The 17118-nt window shown below is 51.2% G+C and carries 20 protein-coding genes; 8 read left to right on the plus strand and 12 right to left on the minus strand.

Annotation, left to right across the window (positions count from 1 at the left end; genetic code table 11):
- Positions 1–92 precede the first annotated feature (92 nt).
- From SynROS8604_RS06215 to SynROS8604_RS06225, 3 genes are all read left to right on the plus strand, one after another.
- On the plus strand, positions 93–299 hold the full coding sequence (locus SynROS8604_RS06215) for a hypothetical protein (RefSeq protein ID WP_186545531.1): 207 nt from the start codon (positions 93–95) through the stop codon (positions 297–299).
- Positions 300–1275: 976 nt separating this feature from the next.
- Positions 1276–1671, plus strand: a complete 396-nt coding sequence (locus SynROS8604_RS06220; protein WP_186545532.1) for a phosphoribosyltransferase — start codon at positions 1276–1278, stop codon at positions 1669–1671.
- Positions 1672–1680: 9 nt separating this feature from the next.
- Positions 1681–2148, plus strand: coding sequence for a nucleoside 2-deoxyribosyltransferase (locus SynROS8604_RS06225; RefSeq protein WP_186545533.1), 468 nt, complete (start codon positions 1681–1683; stop codon positions 2146–2148).
- Here the strand turns inward: SynROS8604_RS06225 and SynROS8604_RS06230 are convergent.
- The 5 genes from SynROS8604_RS06230 to SynROS8604_RS06250 all read right to left on the minus strand — a co-directional run bounded on the left by SynROS8604_RS06230 (position 2127) and on the right by SynROS8604_RS06250 (position 5132).
- Complete coding sequence (locus tag SynROS8604_RS06230; protein WP_186545534.1) at positions 2127–2762, minus strand: DUF3598 family protein; 636 nt, start codon at positions 2760–2762, stop codon at positions 2127–2129. The two genes, SynROS8604_RS06225 and SynROS8604_RS06230, sit on opposite strands and share 22 nt — an antisense overlap.
- A gap of 60 nt (positions 2763–2822) precedes the next feature.
- The gene (locus SynROS8604_RS06235) at positions 2823–3404 is read right to left on the minus strand and encodes a glutathione S-transferase family protein (protein WP_186545535.1); all 582 of its coding nucleotides are present in this window, start codon (positions 3402–3404) and stop codon (positions 2823–2825) included.
- Positions 3405–3481: 77 nt separating this feature from the next.
- On the minus strand, positions 3482–4483 hold the full coding sequence (locus SynROS8604_RS06240) for an SDR family NAD(P)-dependent oxidoreductase (protein WP_186545536.1): 1002 nt from the start codon (positions 4481–4483) through the stop codon (positions 3482–3484).
- A gap of 238 nt (positions 4484–4721) precedes the next feature.
- Positions 4722–4961 (minus strand): hypothetical protein, encoded by a 240-nt coding sequence (locus SynROS8604_RS06245; RefSeq protein WP_186545537.1) that lies wholly within the window; start codon positions 4959–4961, stop codon positions 4722–4724.
- A 15-nt stretch (positions 4962–4976) separates the two neighbouring features.
- A complete protein-coding gene (locus SynROS8604_RS06250) occupies positions 4977–5132 on the minus strand; it encodes a hypothetical protein (protein ID WP_186545538.1) in 156 nt (51 codons plus the stop codon).
- 12 nt (positions 5133–5144) lie between these two features.
- On the opposite strand from SynROS8604_RS06250, the gene SynROS8604_RS06255 reads away from it, so the two are divergent.
- Complete coding sequence (locus SynROS8604_RS06255; protein WP_038013588.1) at positions 5145–5495, plus strand: hypothetical protein; 351 nt, start codon at positions 5145–5147, stop codon at positions 5493–5495.
- Here SynROS8604_RS06255 and SynROS8604_RS06260 read toward each other — a convergent pair.
- Entirely contained in the window at positions 5492–5728 is a 237-nt protein-coding gene (locus tag SynROS8604_RS06260; RefSeq protein ID WP_255445246.1) for a hypothetical protein, read from the minus strand. The two genes, SynROS8604_RS06255 and SynROS8604_RS06260, sit on opposite strands and share 4 nt — an antisense overlap.
- Before the next feature lie 105 nt (positions 5729–5833).
- Between SynROS8604_RS06260 and SynROS8604_RS06265 the strand changes: the two genes are divergently transcribed.
- The gene (locus tag SynROS8604_RS06265; protein ID WP_006852385.1) at positions 5834–6280 is read left to right on the plus strand and encodes a Fur family transcriptional regulator; all 447 of its coding nucleotides are present in this window, start codon (positions 5834–5836) and stop codon (positions 6278–6280) included.
- Here the strand turns inward: SynROS8604_RS06265 and SynROS8604_RS06270 are convergent, their stop codons facing one another.
- Positions 6281–6754, minus strand: a complete 474-nt coding sequence (locus SynROS8604_RS06270; protein WP_006852386.1) for a hypothetical protein — start codon at positions 6752–6754, stop codon at positions 6281–6283.
- A gap of 94 nt (positions 6755–6848) precedes the next feature.
- Between SynROS8604_RS06270 and SynROS8604_RS06275 the strand changes: the two genes are divergently transcribed.
- On the plus strand, positions 6849–7073 hold the full coding sequence (locus tag SynROS8604_RS06275; protein ID WP_253909757.1) for a cell division protein SepF: 225 nt from the start codon (positions 6849–6851) through the stop codon (positions 7071–7073).
- Here the strand turns inward: SynROS8604_RS06275 and arsS are convergent.
- From arsS to SynROS8604_RS06290, 3 genes are all read right to left on the minus strand, one after another.
- A complete protein-coding gene (arsS, locus tag SynROS8604_RS06280) occupies positions 7066–8043 on the minus strand; it encodes an arsenosugar biosynthesis radical SAM (seleno)protein ArsS (protein ID WP_370586569.1) in 978 nt (325 codons plus the stop codon). The two genes, SynROS8604_RS06275 and arsS, sit on opposite strands and share 8 nt — an antisense overlap.
- Before the next feature lie 61 nt (positions 8044–8104).
- Positions 8105–9316 carry a glucosylglycerol 3-phosphatase gene (gene stpA / locus SynROS8604_RS06285; protein ID WP_186545539.1) on the minus strand — a complete coding sequence of 404 codons (1212 nt, stop codon included), beginning with the start codon at positions 9314–9316 and terminating at the stop codon, positions 8105–8107.
- Positions 9317–9372: 56 nt separating this feature from the next.
- A complete protein-coding gene (locus SynROS8604_RS06290) occupies positions 9373–9960 on the minus strand; it encodes a glutathione S-transferase family protein (protein WP_186545540.1) in 588 nt (195 codons plus the stop codon).
- 513 nt (positions 9961–10473) lie between these two features.
- Here SynROS8604_RS06290 and SynROS8604_RS06295 point away from each other — a divergent pair.
- On the plus strand, positions 10474–12003 hold the full coding sequence (locus SynROS8604_RS06295; RefSeq protein ID WP_006852391.1) for a hypothetical protein: 1530 nt from the start codon (positions 10474–10476) through the stop codon (positions 12001–12003).
- Here SynROS8604_RS06295 and SynROS8604_RS06300 read toward each other — a convergent pair.
- Entirely contained in the window at positions 12000–14651 is a 2652-nt protein-coding gene (locus SynROS8604_RS06300) for an AAA family ATPase (protein ID WP_186545541.1), read from the minus strand. The two genes, SynROS8604_RS06295 and SynROS8604_RS06300, sit on opposite strands and share 4 nt — an antisense overlap.
- Positions 14642–15964: a DNA repair exonuclease gene (locus SynROS8604_RS06305; protein WP_255445248.1), complete on the minus strand. Its 1323-nt coding sequence runs from the start codon at positions 15962–15964 to the stop codon at positions 14642–14644. Before SynROS8604_RS06305 ends, SynROS8604_RS06300 begins: the two co-directional genes overlap by 10 nt.
- Between SynROS8604_RS06305 and SynROS8604_RS06310 the strand changes: the two genes are divergently transcribed.
- Positions 15951–17117, plus strand: coding sequence for a phosphotransferase enzyme family protein (locus SynROS8604_RS06310; RefSeq protein WP_255445249.1), 1167 nt, complete (start codon positions 15951–15953; stop codon positions 17115–17117). The genes SynROS8604_RS06305 and SynROS8604_RS06310 overlap by 14 nt on opposite strands.
- Position 17118 lies beyond the last annotated feature (1 nt).

Here is a 17118-nt window from a genome sequence, read left to right on the forward strand (position 1 = left end):
GAGGGAACGATCGGTTTTGATCGTATGATTGGCTAATCAAAGCATCGAGGCGGGCGGTGCTTTGATCATGAAGAGTATTTAGTCAGTCGCTCATGGAGTTTAGTCGAGTCCAAATTATTCAAGCGTTGTGCAATGAATATCTTCATTTGTTTAAAGATGCCTATGATCCGAGGTTTGATCTCTCATTTAAAGAGTATCAATTGTTGATGGAGCAAAAAACTCTTGAAGAATTAATCAAAGAAACCTCCACAGATAAGGAGTTTTACACCCTGGATGACTTTATGAAGCGGTATGGTTAAGCCGTTCATGTTGTTGGTCTGGTTTTTTCTGGTGCGAAGTTGATCACGACGTCAATCAAGGCTTGGCCTGGATGCAGTGAGTGCTCGCTCCTTAACTGCCACAACAGATTCGGGTCCTGTTGATTCTCTTTGATCTTGATGACAGCACAGAGGCTGGCGCCCTGCTTGAAAGCAGTTATGAATTACTTGGTAGCAGCATTCACTGATGCAAATCAGTATCGCCTCAGCACAGCCTATTGGAACCGTGATTTGCGAAGGAGAGCATAAGCCTTTCAAAGCATCGGCGTGCCCTATTCGAGCGCTTGACTATGACGAATCACAGATGAGAGATGACGACGTCATCCGACATCAACAGCGTTCAGAAGTGGAATATGACTGCTAATGATTCATGGCTGATACAGTGTTGATTGGCTGTTATCTTTCACAGAGAATTTAATAAATGCAAATCAAATGCAAGTTGGATGCAAGTTAAATGCAAGTAGTGAGATCGTCTTCATCGCATCAAGGGTTGGTGAAGTTGTGAGTCGCCTTATGACGTCAGATTGGCATGATGTGCTGAAGAATGAGGCATCTCTCTAGTCGTTATCTCTCTGATCTCTTTTCATCCAAGGCCTTGATCGTGGACCACAGCATCTGGCGCAGATAGGATTCGTAGCAATTCAAGCTCTTCTTTGTAACACATTGGTTTGAGCTCATCTCAAGATAGATGTCCAAGCAATTCAATGATGCCTATTTTGCCCCAGCTCACGATGAAGGTAGAGCGTCAAGAACTTGTCAAAAAGATGGCAAAGCCTTTTATAGAAGAGCCCAATTATCTCCAAACCAAGCACTCGTTTACCTGTTTTGTTTCTCGGATGTCAGCGCCAACAGTTCTGCATTGTCTTGCTTTGATGGATGAGTAACTGCTTCTTTTGTTGGCTTTTGAATACTAGTTTACAAGGATCACCTATAGAATGGGGTTGCGATCTGAAATGAAATGCAGCAACTTTCTTGGATCCAATTTGATTTAGCTGTTGAGACAATCTCTGAACGCTATGGTTCTCGTTCTTTTGCAGGCGTTTACGGTGTTCCTCGAGGTGGTGTTTGTCTTGCAGTGGCTTTGAGTCACGCGTTCTCCCTTCCTTGGCTGCCAGAACCAAAGGACGGTTGCTTAGTTGTGGACGATGTGTATGAAACTGGGCAGACCTTGAGAGCCATCCGCGAACAGGTTGACGCGACTTTTGTTGTTTGGATGAGCAAGTGCGCTCCAGAATGGTGGGATGCTGCTACAACGATCTCAGCTGATGAATGGTTGGTTTTTCCTTGGGAAAATGTTGACCTTGCAGTAGAAGATGAAGGTCTCTATCGCGCCTCAAGATCCATGCATCCCTGAAACTTTTTCATGACATCGAAAACCATTTATCTTGCTTCTCCTTACGGGTTTTCCGCCCAGTGCAAGCGCCTTCTGATTCCTGAGTTTGTGGAGGCTCTAGCCCATCTTGGTCTTACGGTTTGGGAGCCTTTTGAGCGCAATGCCAATCTCGACACCAGCGGGCCTGGATGGGCCTATCGCGTGGCCCAGCAATGCATGCAGGATGTCCGTGACGCTGACGGGGTCTTTGCGATCGTGAATGGAACTCCACCAGATGAGGGGGTGATGGTGGAGGTTGGAGCTGCTTATGCACTCAACAAACCTGTTTTCCTGTTCCGTGACGACTTTCGCCGTTGCACCGATTCTGATCAGTACCCTCTCAACTTGATGCTCTTTGCCGGGTTACCTGAATCGGACTGGCAGGAGATGGTGTACGACTCAATGGATTCAATTAAAAATCGTGATCGCTCCCTGGCTCAATGGGCGCAACTGGGCTGATCAATCCAACTGCCCGATAAAGGGGAAAGGGCACCTTCTGCGTTGTACTGACGCAGAATTTGATGCGTGATTCCGTTTTGATCACACCAGCGGATACCACAGCCCGTGATGTCTCCTTGTTGGCGATCTCTTGGATCAATGAATAACTCCACTCCTGGCTCCGGTTGCCAAATCTGTAACGATCCAAAGGATGTTGATTGGCACTGCAGTGGTTGTGACGGGTTTTGTTGTTCTGTGTCTTCTTTGGCTTCTACGACATAAATGATCCGTTCGAGTCCGCTCACCCCATGGCGAACGATCATGCGTCGGCGTTGTTGTTGATTGACAACGCAGAGCTCCGCAACCCAGTTCCATGGTGTGATGAAATTGGGACCTGTTGACCAGTGTCCAGTCTGTGTGACTTGCATCGATGGAGGAATCGATCCGAAATTCATCGATTGCTGCCGGCCATTCTCTTTGTAGGTCAAACACGTCTGAATAAAGCCTTCGGCTTCTTTGACCTCAAGGGAAGTGGAGAAGCGCTCTTGTTCTCTTCCTGTGTGATCCATTCTGATAAAGCATCCCTGCCAATGGCCACTGTTGTGCAGGAGCAAGGTTTCACGAAGATCATGCATCGGTTGGTCAGATTGGTTTCAGTCGTTTGGCGAGCTTGGATGTGCTGCTTTAAGTATTGATTAGCCGATCCCCATAATCTTTTTATAGGAAGGACGTTCGCGCGTGGATTGAATTAATGCTTCGACTGAAGGATAGGCACTGAGATCCTCACTTGGGAAGAATAATTTGATATATGCCAAATAAGATGAGATTGCGCAATCAGCGGCACCCCATTTGTTGTTGACAAAATATCCTTTTGCAATTTCTGAATTTAGTTGCGTCAAAAGTCTTGGCAGGGTTTTTGCTTTTTGGTCTGGAACAAAAATCGCAAACGCTAATGTTGAGTTGGCAAAATGTGTCCATTGGCTAATTAATGATCGATCGTATGGCCTTTTTACCTCGTTGCCATGATGCTCAGCTAAATGCAATAAAATGGCTCCTGATTCAAATAAGACAAGAGGTTGTCCGTTGGCATCGACAACGGAATCATCCTTCATAGCTGGAAGTTTCCCGAAGGGATTAATCGATAGAAAATCTTCTTTTAGATGTTGTCCTTCAGCCAGCGAGAGTTCTACAAGCTCATAGGCAATGCCCATTTCTTCCATGTACCAACGGGGCATGGAGGCGCGGGTTTGGGGCCCGCCATAAAGGATGATTGTCATCTCTAATAAATCTTCGCTTGTCTTGAGATGCTAATAGATGCTTGCTCTTGATGTGATCCCAAAAAGAGGTCTTGGATCTAATGGGTCTCGCCGAGTTTCTGATTGATCAAGTGTTCGCTGAGTGTCCATAGTTCCTCTCCAAGCTTCTCATTGTTTCCCTCATTGCTTATCTCCGTTTCTTTGAAAACATGTTTTCCAGGTCTTATTAGTTGATTGCTGATGTATTGAAAACCGTTCTTTTCATAGATAGATCTATCGGCTAGTCCTGCAAGGAGTGATCCTGCTTTTTGCACGGTTTCTGTTAGCCGAAGTAAGTCTCTTGCAACGAACGTAAAGACAGCCAGGCCGATTGGATTTTGCTGACGACTTGTTCGAAAAAAGCCACCGCTTCCTTGAGGAATGACGAGCCCAGGGCTCCATGCAAGCACTGGGATCTCTTGCCCACTTTGTTTGAGTTTGATCGTAATATGTTTTGCCATGAGGATATTGCAGAGCTTACTATCTTTATAGGCTTTGTCGGCATCAAAATTATTTTGGCCGTTGAGCATTGCCATGCTTTTCTGATCTTTTAATCCAGCAAGTGTTCCTAGTGTGGCTGGTAGGCCAACGCGCCCTCCTCCACTGATTGGGTTGTGCACTTCAGAGCTGGTGATCACGAGCCGAGGTTTCTTGCTTTTGATAAGCAATGGCAGCAGGCGCATGGCGATCAGTTGATGGGCCAGATGATTAACGCAGAACGTTTCTTCGATTCCTTGTTCAGTCAATCGTGGCTCTTTGATTCCTACATTTTGTAATCCAGCATTCAGAATGAGGGTGTCGATCGGTTCATTTTTTTGAAGGATTGTGCTGCAACCAGTTTCAATGCTTTTGAGATCTGTGAGGTTCATGGCTATTCCTTCTGCTTTTATGTGCTCCTCGCTCTCTGCCGACAGGGTTCTGACCGTTTTTTGACAGCGCTCTGCTGTGCGGCAGAGCAGTGTGAGGCGATGCCCTCTCTGCGTTAATTGTTTGCTTGCTTCGAGTCCGATGCCAGAACTTCCTCCTGTGATCAGAATTCGTTGCGCAGTCTGGTCTTGCATTCAGGGCTGGAATGGTGATTGATAAGAGAAGAGTGAGGGCTTTTGTTCTATAGACTTCCTTGCCCTTGCTGTGATGCTTTATTGATCACTACGTGTTGCTTTCTGAAATGGTTAATTGTGTCTAACAATGTTTTAAGCAAGCTATCGATGCTGCTAGCGACTGTGAAATAAGTGCAATATAAAGAAACGCTTGGTTGGTTTTTTGAGTGGGTTGCGTGATGGTCTCTTCTTAAGGATCTCACTGTTGTGGAATGCGCTCCCACCAGGATGGCTTGAGAAATGTGTCTTCATCGTTTGCTTCTACCAGGTCGCCGTTATTGAATTGATCAAAGTCATGGGGGTGAATGTCAAATCCCCTCTCTGTGGCAACACTGCATTGATCATCGACATCTGCGCACTGACTTGATGCACAGAGAGCTTTCAACGTTGCATCGGCTTTGATGGCGTTGGCAAGGTCGATCACGGCCTGAGCGGACATGGGCTTTGTGTGTCTTCACTCCTTATAAGCGCTGATTCTTCCTTTTGGGGCTAGTTGTTGCTTGCCGGAGCCTTCTGCGGAAGAGGTTGCGGATGAGGTGCTGATGGTTCCAAGCGTTTCGTTGTGTTGATGACGTTCGGCTTGCATCGTTGCTAAGCCGAAGTCAGTCATGGTTTGGAAGCGATGAAAGGACTGCGCTTTGCACTCTGCGTCCTGCCATTTCTGAGTGGTGGTGCCGTCTTCGCTGACTCCATGTCTTCCACGACTGTTCAGTTGCAAGTGGGTCAGTCGATCCGTGCGGCAGATGCTTCGTTGTTGGCATCAGGCTGGTTGCCACAACCCGATCAATCCATTGAGGGGCCTAGGCGAGATCCCTCCGGATCAGCCCTTCCTGCTCTTTCCGCCTGTTCTGGGACAGGTGTTGGCTTTTGTCGTTACGACTATGCCAAGGACCGACAGCGACTTTCGGTGGTAACGGTCCCCGCAGCGTCCTCCGATTTGTCTGGGTTGGTTCAGCGTTGGTGGATTGATTAGCCAATCATGTTGGTGAGCCTGAGCGTTCCCCGCAGATCAAAGACGCAGAAGACAACACCGATCACGATCAAATCCCAGGCCCGATGACGGATCGCCCAGGGCGCAAGGAAGACTTCAGCAATGCCGTGCAGGGCCGTGCCAAGCGCCACGTACTCGAGCACGAGTAATCCATGTGCCAGAAGGAACAGCCCGCTGGCTACAAAGCGCATCAACACTCGCCAGGAGGTAGACACAGCAATTGGAAAACAGAGTTAAACCTTACCGGTCTTTTTCCCAGCCATGTTTTCCTCTCGCATTAATCGGTACTGTTGAGAAGAGTTGTTCCGGTGCAGACGCCAATGGCCTCGTTGCCAGTTCCGGTTGAAGGACCTCTAGAGCGTGGTTTGCATCAGGACGGCAGGCGCTTAACTCCCCAGCGTCGACTAATTCTCGATCTGTTTGAACAAATCGGTGGCGGTACTCACCTCAGTGCCGAGGATGTCCACCGTTTGCTGGTGGATTCAAAGGCCCGGGTCTCATTGGCGACGATTTACCGCACCTTGAGACTGTTGGTTGAGATGGGCTTTCTGCAAGAGCTTGAACTGAGTGATGGCGGTCGTCGTTTCGAGCTCTCCAGCGGCGATCATGGCGATCATCATCATTTGATTTGCGTTCGTTGCGGCCGCACCGAAGAATTTGAAAGCATCCCGGTTCTTGAGGCTGGCCGTGATGCAGCCAAGCGATTCAACTTTGAACTGATCGAATCGAGTTTGAACGTGCGAGCCGTTTGCCCTAATTGCCTTTAATCATTGATCGTTGCTTGGATGCTCTGAACAGGGCATCCAGAAGTCACCCATCGCGTGCACCCCTTGGCATCCTTGTGCAGCGGCCTGGGCTTCGGCTTCGGCCCGGGTGGGGTAGGCCATGAACCTCGGGTCATCGCCCTCTTGATGTTGGTTTGGCTGTCCATGCTGGTGAGCGCTGTGATCAGTCGAGTTTTTGCCTAAGGGCACGAGCCCCATGCTCATCGGTCCTGCGGTCCAAACGCCCATGGTGTTCACTCCGATCGCCAACAGACCCATTCCCACCACCGAGAGGTTGATCACACCCATCGCGACAACTCCGATCGAGACGACCCCCATCGGAACAACCCCGATACAAATCACCCCCATGGGCACAACTCCGATGGAGACCGTCCCCAGCGGAGCAATTCCGATTGCGAATTTCTTTGGCGTCGTGCCGCAGTGTCCTCCTTTGGTCTTTGGGTCTGGATCAATCATTGATTAATTATTACTGCTCTTGTGGCGAGCAGAAGCTTCCGTCAATCTGGTGAGTATGGACCTTTCTGGCGTTTCAGGCTTTCACGAAATTATCGTGCTCCAACCCCGAGGATTCGAAGAGGGGTTGGACGCGGTCATGGCTGTACGCGAGCAACGCACTGTTCTGCTCAACCTTTCAGAGATGGAGCCGAAACTGGCGCAGCGCACCGCTGACTTCGTTTCTGGTGGCGTCTATGCCCTGCAGGGGCAGGAGCGTCGTGTGGGAGAGCGGGTGTTGTTATTTGCACCAGCTTCTGTTGATATTGATCAGCTCAGCTAAGGGCTCCACCACAGCTGGAGCCTCCTCCAGCTGTGCATCCGAAACAGTGAGCTCCAACAGCTATCGGTTGGTTGTTGACGCTTCCAAATTGATTCAGAAGTTCATTAAGGGTCCTTGGTCCAGAACGCACGGGGATGCCTAATTGTTGATTGAAATCGCAGTCGAACAAATGTCCAGTCCAGTCGACACTGATCAAATGTCTGCACATCACTGCGCTGAGGTTGTTGTCGCGATGGGCTTGATGCAGCAAGGCGTAATAATCCTCAAGCTCACCATGGGCCTTTAACGTTTGGGCAAATCTTTGAATTGGCATGTTTGTGATGGTTAATAATCTGCTGAAATGAATGCCATGATTTCCCAAGAGTTTTTCGCGATATATGCGTTCTAATTCTCCTTGTGCTGGTGGTAATTGTGCCCCTGAAGGATTGAAGACTAAATCCAGTTCAAGGTTGCTATTAGGCATTCCATAACCCAGTGCATTCAGGCTTTGTAGGCCAGCAATACTGCGCTGAAAAACACCAGCCCCTCGTTGGGTGTCTACTCTCCCCTCTTCAAAACATGGGAGAGAAGCAACCACTTTGACTCCTGCATCGGCCAAAAATGCAGCTAAATCTTCTTGGCCAGGTTCTTGCAGGATCGTGAGATTGCAGCGATCAATCACTTGAACACCAAGGTCCCGAGCTTCTTGGACCAGTGATCGGAATTGGGGATGCAGTTCTGGAGCACCTCCCGTTAGGTCGAGGCAGTTGAGTTTGAGCGTTTGGAGAACCTTGGGAATGAGCTTGATGTGCTCCTCTTCCATCATTTCCGTTCGCCACGGTCCCGCATTGACATGACAATGGCTGCAGCTCTGATTGCAGCGGTAGCCCAGATTCACTTGAATTGTCTCCAGCTCTCCACGGTTGAGTGCAGGGAACGGCTTCGCCCTTCGCTTGGGATCTTGCTCAGTGAGAGGGGAGATGGATGTCAAGGTGAGGGGATGAGGGGACCGAGGTGTTGGTTGTGGAGAAGGCTGCAGCGCTGCTGATGAGTTATTCAGCATCAGTGCATGAATGAGGCAATGTTTTAAACCAATCGACGTACTCATTGGGACCTCCCTTGACGAGGCAGTCAAAACGGAGTGGGTCGTCAGGATCGCTGATCCCTGACAGCTGGCTGTTGCTCAAATTCGGGCGATCGACTTCTCCATGACTGCTGTCCACAAGAACAACACGGGCTGGCCGGTCATAACTTGCACCGAGTTGTTGAAGAAGGGTTAAAAAGCCTCTGTCGCTTCCTCCTCGCAACCAACCATTACCCAGTGGACAGGGCGTGGATGTCACGGTGTCACCGACGCCAACCAGCATCGGAATGGCATCGCGTTTGATGTGCTGATGACAAAGATCCAGCAGGGCTTGATGATCGTGGGGCGCGTTGCGCACATTGAACCTCTCACCAAGTGGTGCAGTCCCGGTTTTTTGTGCGATGTGCCGATTGATGAGCACGAGCAATCCCACTTCTTTGATGGCTCCCTTCAGCATGAATTGGATGTCAGTGGTTCCAACATCGCCAGGTACTGCCGGTTTGATTCGTTCCTCACCAGAGGCATCAAGTCCCAGGTTTGGAGCGACGTGTAGAAAAAATGACTTGGGTAGTCCAGCCTCTGCAGCGGCTGACATCAGGGCATCCATCAAATCGGACAACATCAATTGCAGCTGTTTTTGGCGATCCACGTCTCCTTGGATCCTGCTGAACAGACTGTTCAGATTGATGGTTGGTGAGACTTGCGTATCAAGAATGGCGAGCTTGAGTTCTTCCTCGAGTGCTTGGCCCTGTAAATCAGGCAGGACTTGACTCAGTTTGAAGCGCAATAGATCTTCCATCCTTTGAGGCACGGATTCCAGGAAGCTCATTTCCTCATCGCTGACCCCGGGGTGGCAAACCATGCCAAATCGGTCTTGAAATTGAACGCCTCCCGCGGCCAGCCCTGGCAGGTAGAGCCCCTCCTGTTGGGCCTTCTGGTTGTCGCCTAGGGCTTTTTCAACGAGTCGGTTTACACCTCGCCTCCCCTCATGTTCACCGTTCGTCAGCACGCTGAACTTGTTTTGCATCGCTGCCGCCGCTTGCACGTAATCAGCGCGAAGGCTGCGGGTGAGCGGATCTTTGACAAGGGGCATGCAAACTCCGTCGAGGTCTTGCACGATCAGCAAGTCTGTCTCCGCACTCATTTCGTCACGGAGTGCATCAAGGCTTAGTGGTGCCATTGTTTGAGCGATGTCCTTAGGAGTTTTGAAGCGGTTCGAGAGCGCGATGGGGTGTTTTAGCGCAGATTTCCCATGGCTTTGCGATAAGCGGGACGACGCTCAACATGTTTGATTGTTGTTCGAATTGATGGATAGGGAGTTAGATCGACCTGGGGAAACATTAGAGGTAAATAAGCTAGATAAGCCTGAATAGCGCAATCCGCTGCTCCCCAGATGTTCCCTACAAGGGGTTGACCTGTTTCTAATTGGCAATCCAACTCTTTCATGAGACGCGGAAATTCTTTCTCTCGATGCCTTGGAACAAGCATGGCAATTGATAGGGTTGAGTTGGCAAACTGTAACCACTGGCTTGTAAGAGCTTTGTGTTCAATTGTTTGGATGTCTTCGCTATATTGCTCTGCCAAGTGCAAAAGGATTGCTCCGCTTTCAAAGAGGGTGAGGGGTTCTCTATTTGGCATTGAAATACTTGAATCGATCAGTGTTGGAAGTTTTCCGAATGGGTTGATTGCGAGGAATTCTGTGTTGTAGTTCTCGCCCTTCTGATGATCCAGTTCGATTAATTGATAGGAGATGTCTTTTTCCTCCATGTACCAACGTGGCAGACTTGCCCTCGTTTTTGGGCCTCCGTAAAGCGTCAACACCATGGAATCTTCCTCAGATTTCTAAAGCTTTTGGTGATGCTTCACCCAGGGGTTTCCAGTGTTATCATAATGGCTGATTGATTGTAAATACCAATATCAAAGGGGATCCAGCGCTCCTGTCGCTTTGATCAAAAGTCGTGAGATGGCTGTGGTTTGTTGTTGCGGAATCAGACTCTTATCTTTGTTGCTTGGCTGAAGACCAGCGTGATGCATCTGTATTAAATCGAACACTATTTAATCTTTGTGCTGGTTATGGCGAAGGGCTGCCTTGTTTGTTTGACCTCATTCTTTAGGCAGTTTTAATCTTTGCTTGGTTTCTGGGCCTTTGGTATTGAACAGCAAGAGCGCGAGATGGCTGTAGCTGCCTTGCTAGCGGGGGTTTTGAGGCGTGATTGTTTGAGCGCAGCTCCCTTTGTTCATGCCGCGAAGCATGCCCGCAGCCTGGTGCTTCCTCATCGGGAACATCGAGCTCAGCTATGCCTTCTTTAGTGTTGGGGTGTGCAAAGCGATGGGTTGATGGAGACGGTGCTGGATAGCAACTCATTTTTTTCGCCGTCTCTTGATCGGGACGCCATCCACCGCCGCATTCTGGAGCTGGAGAAAGGCAAGGTTGGCCTCTACAGCGTGGGGCTCTATCCCGCCTCCCTGGCCTACAACTGCGCCATGCAGAAAAACAGTGAGGGGCATCTATTGCTGGCCCCTCGCCCAGGTCGTGACTTGCTTGGCGCGTTTCCCGACGATGTGATTCAAGGCATGGACGAAGTCCATGTGGCAACGATTGAGGCGATGGCCACCCACGAGCTTGCTGGCAAGCGTGTGACCAACTCCTTAGCCGACCTTCTGATGCGCTGTGAGTTGGTGATCCTGAGTGCGAACAGCAACCACGTCGAGGAAGATCTGAGAGAGGCTTGTCGGCTGCGCTCGGAGCTCAACAGGGAACAAGTGGTGATTGCTTGTCTTGCTGGCTCGTTTGGTCATGATCAAATCGCCAATGAGTCTTATGTGCTCTGCGAAAAAGAGCCCAACTTGGCTTTTTTCTCTGGCTTTCATCGGCATGGAGCCTTACGAAATCCCCTGGATAGTTTTACGGCCAATTTCTGTCATCCCAATGCCCTAACGGCTCTTTTGGGCGCACGTTTGCTTGATTGTCTTTCGCCGAATATTCAGGTTTCTCCGGGGGTTCACAACGTGGAGGGCCAGTACATCAAGGCAGCTAAAAACATGGCATCTGTGTTTGCAGGCTTTGGTTACTCGTTTCACAAACAGAATCCAGGCGTTTTGCCGACGTTGCTCACGCTTCTTTTGGATCAATGTTTGGATCAGGCCGCCACGGTGTCAATGGCACGCCGCGATCGTCAACGGCTTTACAACCGCCAGCCATTTTCACTGACTGAACTCGGTTATGGCGTGCCGAGAATTGAAGCGGCCCTGGTGCGTGAAGGGGACATGGAGAAGGTTCGTGACCATACCTTTGCGCAACTCACGGCGATGGTTGCTGATGTTCGCGGCAGCATGATGATGCCCGTTTCAGGGAAGCCAACGAGGAATTTTCAGGTTGGGCAGGTGCTTTCTGATCACATGCGCCTTGAGCAGCGTTGTCCGGAAAGCATGGAGGAGTTGGAAGGTTGGTGTGAAGCTGCCGGCTTACGCAAGGGCGGCCTAGAGGGGTTGAAGGCTTTGCGTTATTGGCCACAAATTGCGCGCAAATATTCCATTCCTGTTCACGATGCATCCATGATCAATTTGCTCTATATGGCTATTTATGGGCGACAAGCGACCAAGGATGTTGCTTTTTCAGTCATGACTGATAGCCGGCAATTATCTACCTATTGTCAAGAATCTGTTCGACCATCCCATAGCCGCCGTTATGCCGAGGCTTTGCAGAATCTGGACCTGCCTGAGGCCATGGATCTGATCGTTAATGCGGTGATTGCAGATAATGCAAGGCGCCTGATTCGAGGCGATTCAGGGTTCGAGGATATGGAAGTTGATGATGATCCTCCGGCCTATCTTCGAGCGATGAATGTGATTGAAAATGCGCTTTAATCAATCATGATGACGTTGTCCGCCACGGATTTGTAGGGATCAGGATCACAGCTCAGAACAATCACCTGGAGGCCCCTTGAAACGGCTTCTTGCAACATCTTCAAAACGCCCTGCAAGCGCTGAGCATCCGTGTTAGTGAAGCCGTCGTCGAAGAGCAGGGGAAGACAGCCCCCATGCCGCTCTTTGAGGGTGTCGGCAATCGCGATGCGTAGGGCTGCATTCAATTGTTCTTTCATCCCGCCGCTTAATTGCTGAAAGGCAAAGAGCGTTCCCTCCCGTTGTAGGCCTAGTTGTTGCAAGCCATCTTGTGGGTCATACCCAAGCGAACAGCCGTCTTTTGGGTTGCCCAGCAGGGGTTGAAGGACCTGATTGATGTTCTGTTTAAGCGGATTGGAATAGCGCTGAGAGAGATCACTGCGCGCTTGTTGAAAGAGTTGAAGTAGATGGCTACGGGCGCGGACCAAGAGGGCTTCCTGCTGTTCAGCTTGCATGGCTAAGTCGAGCTTTGCTGAGGCTTCTGCCACTGCGGAGTGGAGATCACTCTGTCCAAGAGAGTCGCATCGTTCCAGGAGTGCACCACGCTGGCTCCCCAGCTCATGACGTTGCTCTGTGAGCTGATGCTCTAGGCGATCAAGCGTTTCTAATTCCGCTTTTGGATCGCAGATCTCTTGCCCTGGGATGGGTCGTTGAAGGTCCTGAATATGAGCTTTCAATGCCTGTTGTTGATTGATCAATGTTTGGATCAATTCTGCGAGTTGTTCCTGCGATCCCACCTCTTGTTCAAGTGTTTGATGTTGCTTTAAACGTTGCTCCTGCTCTGCTTTGAGTCGTTCTTGCTGGAGACGCTTCTGCTGCCATTGTTTCTGTTCGGCATTGTGCTGAACTTCCAGTTGCCGCATTTGTTGTTGATGAGTGTTGCTTTCGTCTTTCAACTCTCGGTAGTGAATCCGGCACGTTTCTAGGTCTTTTTCATCATCTGAACTGGGTTTCAGACCGTTGGCTGGAAGACCTTGATTGAGGGCATCCAACTGGAGACGTAACTCCTCGAGATTGGGGACTTTGTGTCCTGGAGGAGGAGCCAGTTGTGTTAATTGGGCTTTTAAGAGTGCTTGCTGTTGGAGAAGGTGGTTGCGTTGTTCGTTGCGTTGTTGAGCCTCCTCAACGGAGCTTGCGTTCCAACGCTTTAAGCCAGCTTGCAAGGCACTTTGTAGGGTCTTTTGTGTGTTTTCGAGTGAGGCGAGTCCTGTTCCTTCGCCTGGGCTGATCTTTAGACGGACGTGCTCTCCAACGCCAATGCGGAAGACCCCTGCTTGTTCGCATGATTCACCTTCCTTCAGATCTGATCCCTCAATGGAAATGGTCTGATCTGCCGATTCCACCAAAACTTTGGAGGCCATGCTCTCGATGCGAATCGCGATGGCCCGAAGCTCCTCTTGGGTTTTGTGCAGTTGCTGCAGGTCTTGGGCGGTCCCGGCATCGATCTTGTTGAGCGCCGCGTTGAGTTGCTGTTGCTGTTCGGTTAAGCGTTGGCGTTCCTGATCCTGCTGATGGACACTCTCAAGGCGCCGTTGCAGGTCATCGCGGTCCTTTCGTTGTCTCAGCAAGAGCCCCTGTTCTTCCAGGGTTTGTTTTTTTTGTTCGAGTTCTGCGGTCCGCTTCTGTGCCGCTTTGATTTGGTTGCTGGCCGCGTTGCAGGTCGTCTCTAAATCTTTGAGTTCACGCTCCAAGCTGGCCAGGCTGCGCTCACAGGCAGTGCTGTCAGCCGCAAGCTGGCGCAAGCTGGCGCAGCTTTTTTCGAGTTGCTGCTGCTGCAGGGTGAGTGGCTTCAATTGTTGAAGCGCTTCCTGCCACTGAAGCAATCGCTGGCGCTGTCGTCGGAGTTCAGGCAATTGCTCGCGTTCCAGGGCGCGCAGCTTGGTTTCAACCCGATCGAGCTCATCACAGGACAGCTCAAACCCCTGCAGTTGTTCCAGGCTTGAAGCGTGATGCTCCTTGGCGGCTTTAAGAGCTTCTTGCCGCTTCCACAGTTCGCTTTGCTGACGAACGCCTCGGCTGCTCAAGCTTTCGGAGACCAGGCGTTCGAGTTGGGTGTGAACGCGTTGATCCAAGGGTGATTGCAGTGATTGCTCGGCTTGTTGTTCCAAGCATTCGATCAAGCTGTTGAGGTCGTAGTGCTCATGGCCGAGGCTCAGCAAGTCGCGACCCGATTCACCCTGCTTGACCCAAAGATGGGCCCAGCGGCTGGGCAATGTTTTGTTCACCTGCCTGCTGTTGAGGATCTCGTCAACGCCGAGCAAGTGGGCTAGCTGATCCTCAGCGGCTGATCCAATCAGAGCCGCCTGCCCTTTGGCTGCCAATTGGGTGGTGCCACTGGGTCCGCTGAAGCGTTTGAGCAGGGTCCAGTGTTGTTGGCTGGCTTCAAATTCCAGCTTGATTTGGGGGTGGCCGGCATGGAGCTGGGAACGCAGATCCTGCGCTGCCGTCCCACTGGCGGCCGCACGCACAAACAGGGTTCGATGCAGTGCCTCTACCAGGGAACTTTTGCCGCTTTCATTGGCTCCGCCAATGACCGTTAACCCTGGAGCAAAATCAAGAACCAGTTCTTGATGGCGGCGAACGCTGGTGAACTCACTGCGAATCAGCCGCATGAAGCCTCCTGATCCTCTGCTTCTTCCAGCACAATCCTCTGCAATTCGAGCAGCGCTTGTTCGAGCATGGCCCGATCTGCTGCGTTGTGCTCAGCGCCGGGGGCGGTAGCGCTGTTGTCATCCAATTCAGCTGCAAGCTCTGTTGTGATGCCCCTGATCAAGGGCGCATCGTCGCGTTGCAGAAATCTTTGAAATTCTCCTGGTTCCGGCCTGCGCTTGGGCATCCCGCGAATTCTGAGGTGGAGAAGTTGTTGATCTAAATCTTGCAAATCCTGTTGCAACTGTTGGTGCTCTTGAAAAGAAAGTTGGCCGCTGAGCTCAATCCTCACAAGATCTTTCCCAACCTTGCGCCCTACAGAGGACGCGATTGTTTTTTTGAGGCCTTGAAGATCAGCCCCACTGTTCAGCGTGGCGTCGATCCTGTGCCATGACATGGCCCCTGTTGCCATCGGAGTGACCTCTGGGGTCCGTTGTCGGTGCACGTCCACCAGAAGGGCTTGCGAGCGTTGGTCGTGAGAACTTGTGGGGAAACGATCGGGTTCAGGGGTGCCGGAATACCAAGCGCGTGGGTTCATTTGGGTCAGGGCATGCCAATCCCCTAGAGCGATGTAGTCCACCTCCTCTTCAGGCCATCGATCGAGATGCAATTGGTTGACCTGTCCCTCTGCACCAAAGCCCTGAACGGAACCATGGGCGAGTACGACCCTGGGCTGATCGTGGGGCAACGCACTCCAGTTCAGGGATTCCAGCCAATCTGCGGGGCTGCGACTGTCTCTTTGGCGCAGCAACGGGCAAGGCAGTATCACCATGCCTGCCATGACCTGAGGCTCTTTTTGCAGGAGAAGCTGCAAGTTCGGGCAACGCTCCCGCATTTGACGTTGCACATCTCGGCGCTGCCAGATGCCACCAGCACCTCCATGGTCATGGTTTCCAGGAATGACCAGCACAGGACAGCTGATCGAAGCGATGGCTTCCATCACCTCCATCACAATGCCTGGCGCCACCGTGCTCGAGTCGAATAGATCACCGGCTACCAGGACGGCATCAAGGTTGTGTTCGCTTGCTGTTGAAGCGATACGGGATACGGCATTGATCCGTTCTTGCTGAAGTCGGGCTCGTTTTTGAGGATCCTCAATCCAGTGATACGGCTTGCCGATTTGCCAGTCAGCCGTGTGAAGAAAACGTGGCACCGTTGCTGAGTGGGTGTTCTGACCCCATGCTGCCGCTTCCCGGCTCTTTTTCCGCACACTCAGCGCTGGCGGATCAGCAGATACACGGCATTGTTTCGTCTTGAGTCTCATGCGATTCGTCATGGCCGATGCCACCACCAGGCTTTACCCATCGCTTGACGCGATTGCAGGACTGTTTCATCCGCCCGAGCAAATCACCTCGATTGACACGCTTGGCTCTGGAAACGTGAACGACACCTTTTTGGTGTCCCTGGCAGCGGATGCGGATTGTCGGGCCTTTGTCATGCAGCGTCTGAACACAAGCGTGTTCGAAAAGCCCGAGCTGGTCATGCGCAATTTGCTTGCCTTGGGCACGCATGTGCAACAACGTTTGGCGACCGATCCCCCTGAATTGGCTGGACGGCGTTGGGAGATTCCAAAGGTTCTCCCCACACGCCATCGCAAAGGCCATTGGGTTGAGCACAACGGTGAGTTTTGGCGCTCGATTTCCTACATCGGAGCGGCCACCACGAGTGATGTGATCCGCGATGCTGGCCATGCCCGAGAGGTGGGGTATGGATTGGGAATGTTCCATCACCTGATCAGTGATTTACCCACTGGCGACTTGGCAGACACCCTTGAAGGCTTCCATATCACTCCCAGCTATCTCAACCATTTCGACACTGTTTGCCGAGATCAAACCCAGTGGATTGAGAAGCAGTTATCTCTCGATCCGCGCCTGAAAAGTGCGCTTGATTTCGTGGAACGTCGTCGCGACTGCGTGGATGTGTTGGAGGCGGCTTGTGCACGCGGTGAGCTGCAACGACGCCCGATTCATGGAGATCCCAAGATCAACAATGTGATGCTCGATGAGCGCAGTGGTCGCGCGGTGGGATTAATCGATCTGGATACGGTCAAGCCCGGATTGGTGCACTACGACATCGGCGATTGTTTGCGTTCTTGCTGTAACCCTCTTGGCGAAGAGACCTTGCAGGTTGAGATGGTGAGGTTCGATCTCAACCTCTGTCGGGCGATTCTTGAGGGCTACCTCACGATGGGCCGTTCTTTTCTTTCCGACCAGGATTTTCGCTATCTACCAGACTGCATTCGTTTGATTCCGTTTGAGCTTGGGTTGCGCTTTTTAACCGACTATCTGGATGGCGATCGTTACTTCCGAACAGATCGGCCTTCTCACAATTTGGATCGAGCCTTGGTGCAATTCGCGCTGACCCAATCGATCGAAGTCCAGGGGGATGACCTTCAGCTCATGATTCGCGAACTTTCAGGAGCGTGCTGAA

The organism is Synechococcus sp. ROS8604 (genome assembly GCF_014279655.1).
Taxonomy (GTDB): Bacteria; Cyanobacteriota; Cyanobacteriia; order PCC-6307; family Cyanobiaceae; genus Synechococcus_C.

Bases quoted from the DNA above. Each gene is read 5' to 3' on its own strand.
- SynROS8604_RS06230 (WP_186545534.1), bottom strand. From the start codon at position 2,762: ATGCATGATCTTCGTGAAACCTTGCTCCTGCACAACAGTGGCCATTGG.
- SynROS8604_RS06300 (WP_186545541.1), bottom strand. From the start codon at position 14,651: ATGCGGCTGATTCGCAGTGAGTTCACCAGCGTTCGCCGCCATCAAGAA.
- SynROS8604_RS06290 (WP_186545540.1), bottom strand. From the start codon at position 9,960: ATGGTGTTGACGCTTTACGGAGGCCCAAAAACGAGGGCAAGTCTGCCA.
- SynROS8604_RS06295 (WP_006852391.1), top strand. From the start codon at position 10,474: ATGGAGACGGTGCTGGATAGCAACTCATTTTTTTCGCCGTCTCTTGAT.
- SynROS8604_RS06255 (WP_038013588.1), top strand. From the start codon at position 5,145: ATGAAAGGACTGCGCTTTGCACTCTGCGTCCTGCCATTTCTGAGTGGT.
- SynROS8604_RS06215 (WP_186545531.1), top strand. From the start codon at position 93: ATGGAGTTTAGTCGAGTCCAAATTATTCAAGCGTTGTGCAATGAATAT.
- SynROS8604_RS06235 (WP_186545535.1), bottom strand. From the start codon at position 3,404: ATGACAATCATCCTTTATGGCGGGCCCCAAACCCGCGCCTCCATGCCC.
- SynROS8604_RS06310 (WP_255445249.1), top strand. From the start codon at position 15,951: ATGCGATTCGTCATGGCCGATGCCACCACCAGGCTTTACCCATCGCTT.
- SynROS8604_RS06270 (WP_006852386.1), bottom strand. From the start codon at position 6,754: ATGATTGATCCAGACCCAAAGACCAAAGGAGGACACTGCGGCACGACG.
- SynROS8604_RS06265 (WP_006852385.1), top strand. From the start codon at position 5,834: ATGGCCTCGTTGCCAGTTCCGGTTGAAGGACCTCTAGAGCGTGGTTTG.
- SynROS8604_RS06220 (WP_186545532.1), top strand. From the start codon at position 1,276: ATGCAGCAACTTTCTTGGATCCAATTTGATTTAGCTGTTGAGACAATC.
- SynROS8604_RS06305 (WP_255445248.1), bottom strand. From the start codon at position 15,964: ATGACGAATCGCATGAGACTCAAGACGAAACAATGCCGTGTATCTGCT.
- SynROS8604_RS06245 (WP_186545537.1), bottom strand. From the start codon at position 4,961: ATGTCCGCTCAGGCCGTGATCGACCTTGCCAACGCCATCAAAGCCGAT.
- stpA (WP_186545539.1), bottom strand. From the start codon at position 9,316: ATGGCACCACTAAGCCTTGATGCACTCCGTGACGAAATGAGTGCGGAG.
- SynROS8604_RS06225 (WP_186545533.1), top strand. From the start codon at position 1,681: ATGACATCGAAAACCATTTATCTTGCTTCTCCTTACGGGTTTTCCGCC.
- SynROS8604_RS06250 (WP_186545538.1), bottom strand. From the start codon at position 5,132: ATGACTGACTTCGGCTTAGCAACGATGCAAGCCGAACGTCATCAACAC.
- SynROS8604_RS06240 (WP_186545536.1), bottom strand. From the start codon at position 4,483: ATGCAAGACCAGACTGCGCAACGAATTCTGATCACAGGAGGAAGTTCT.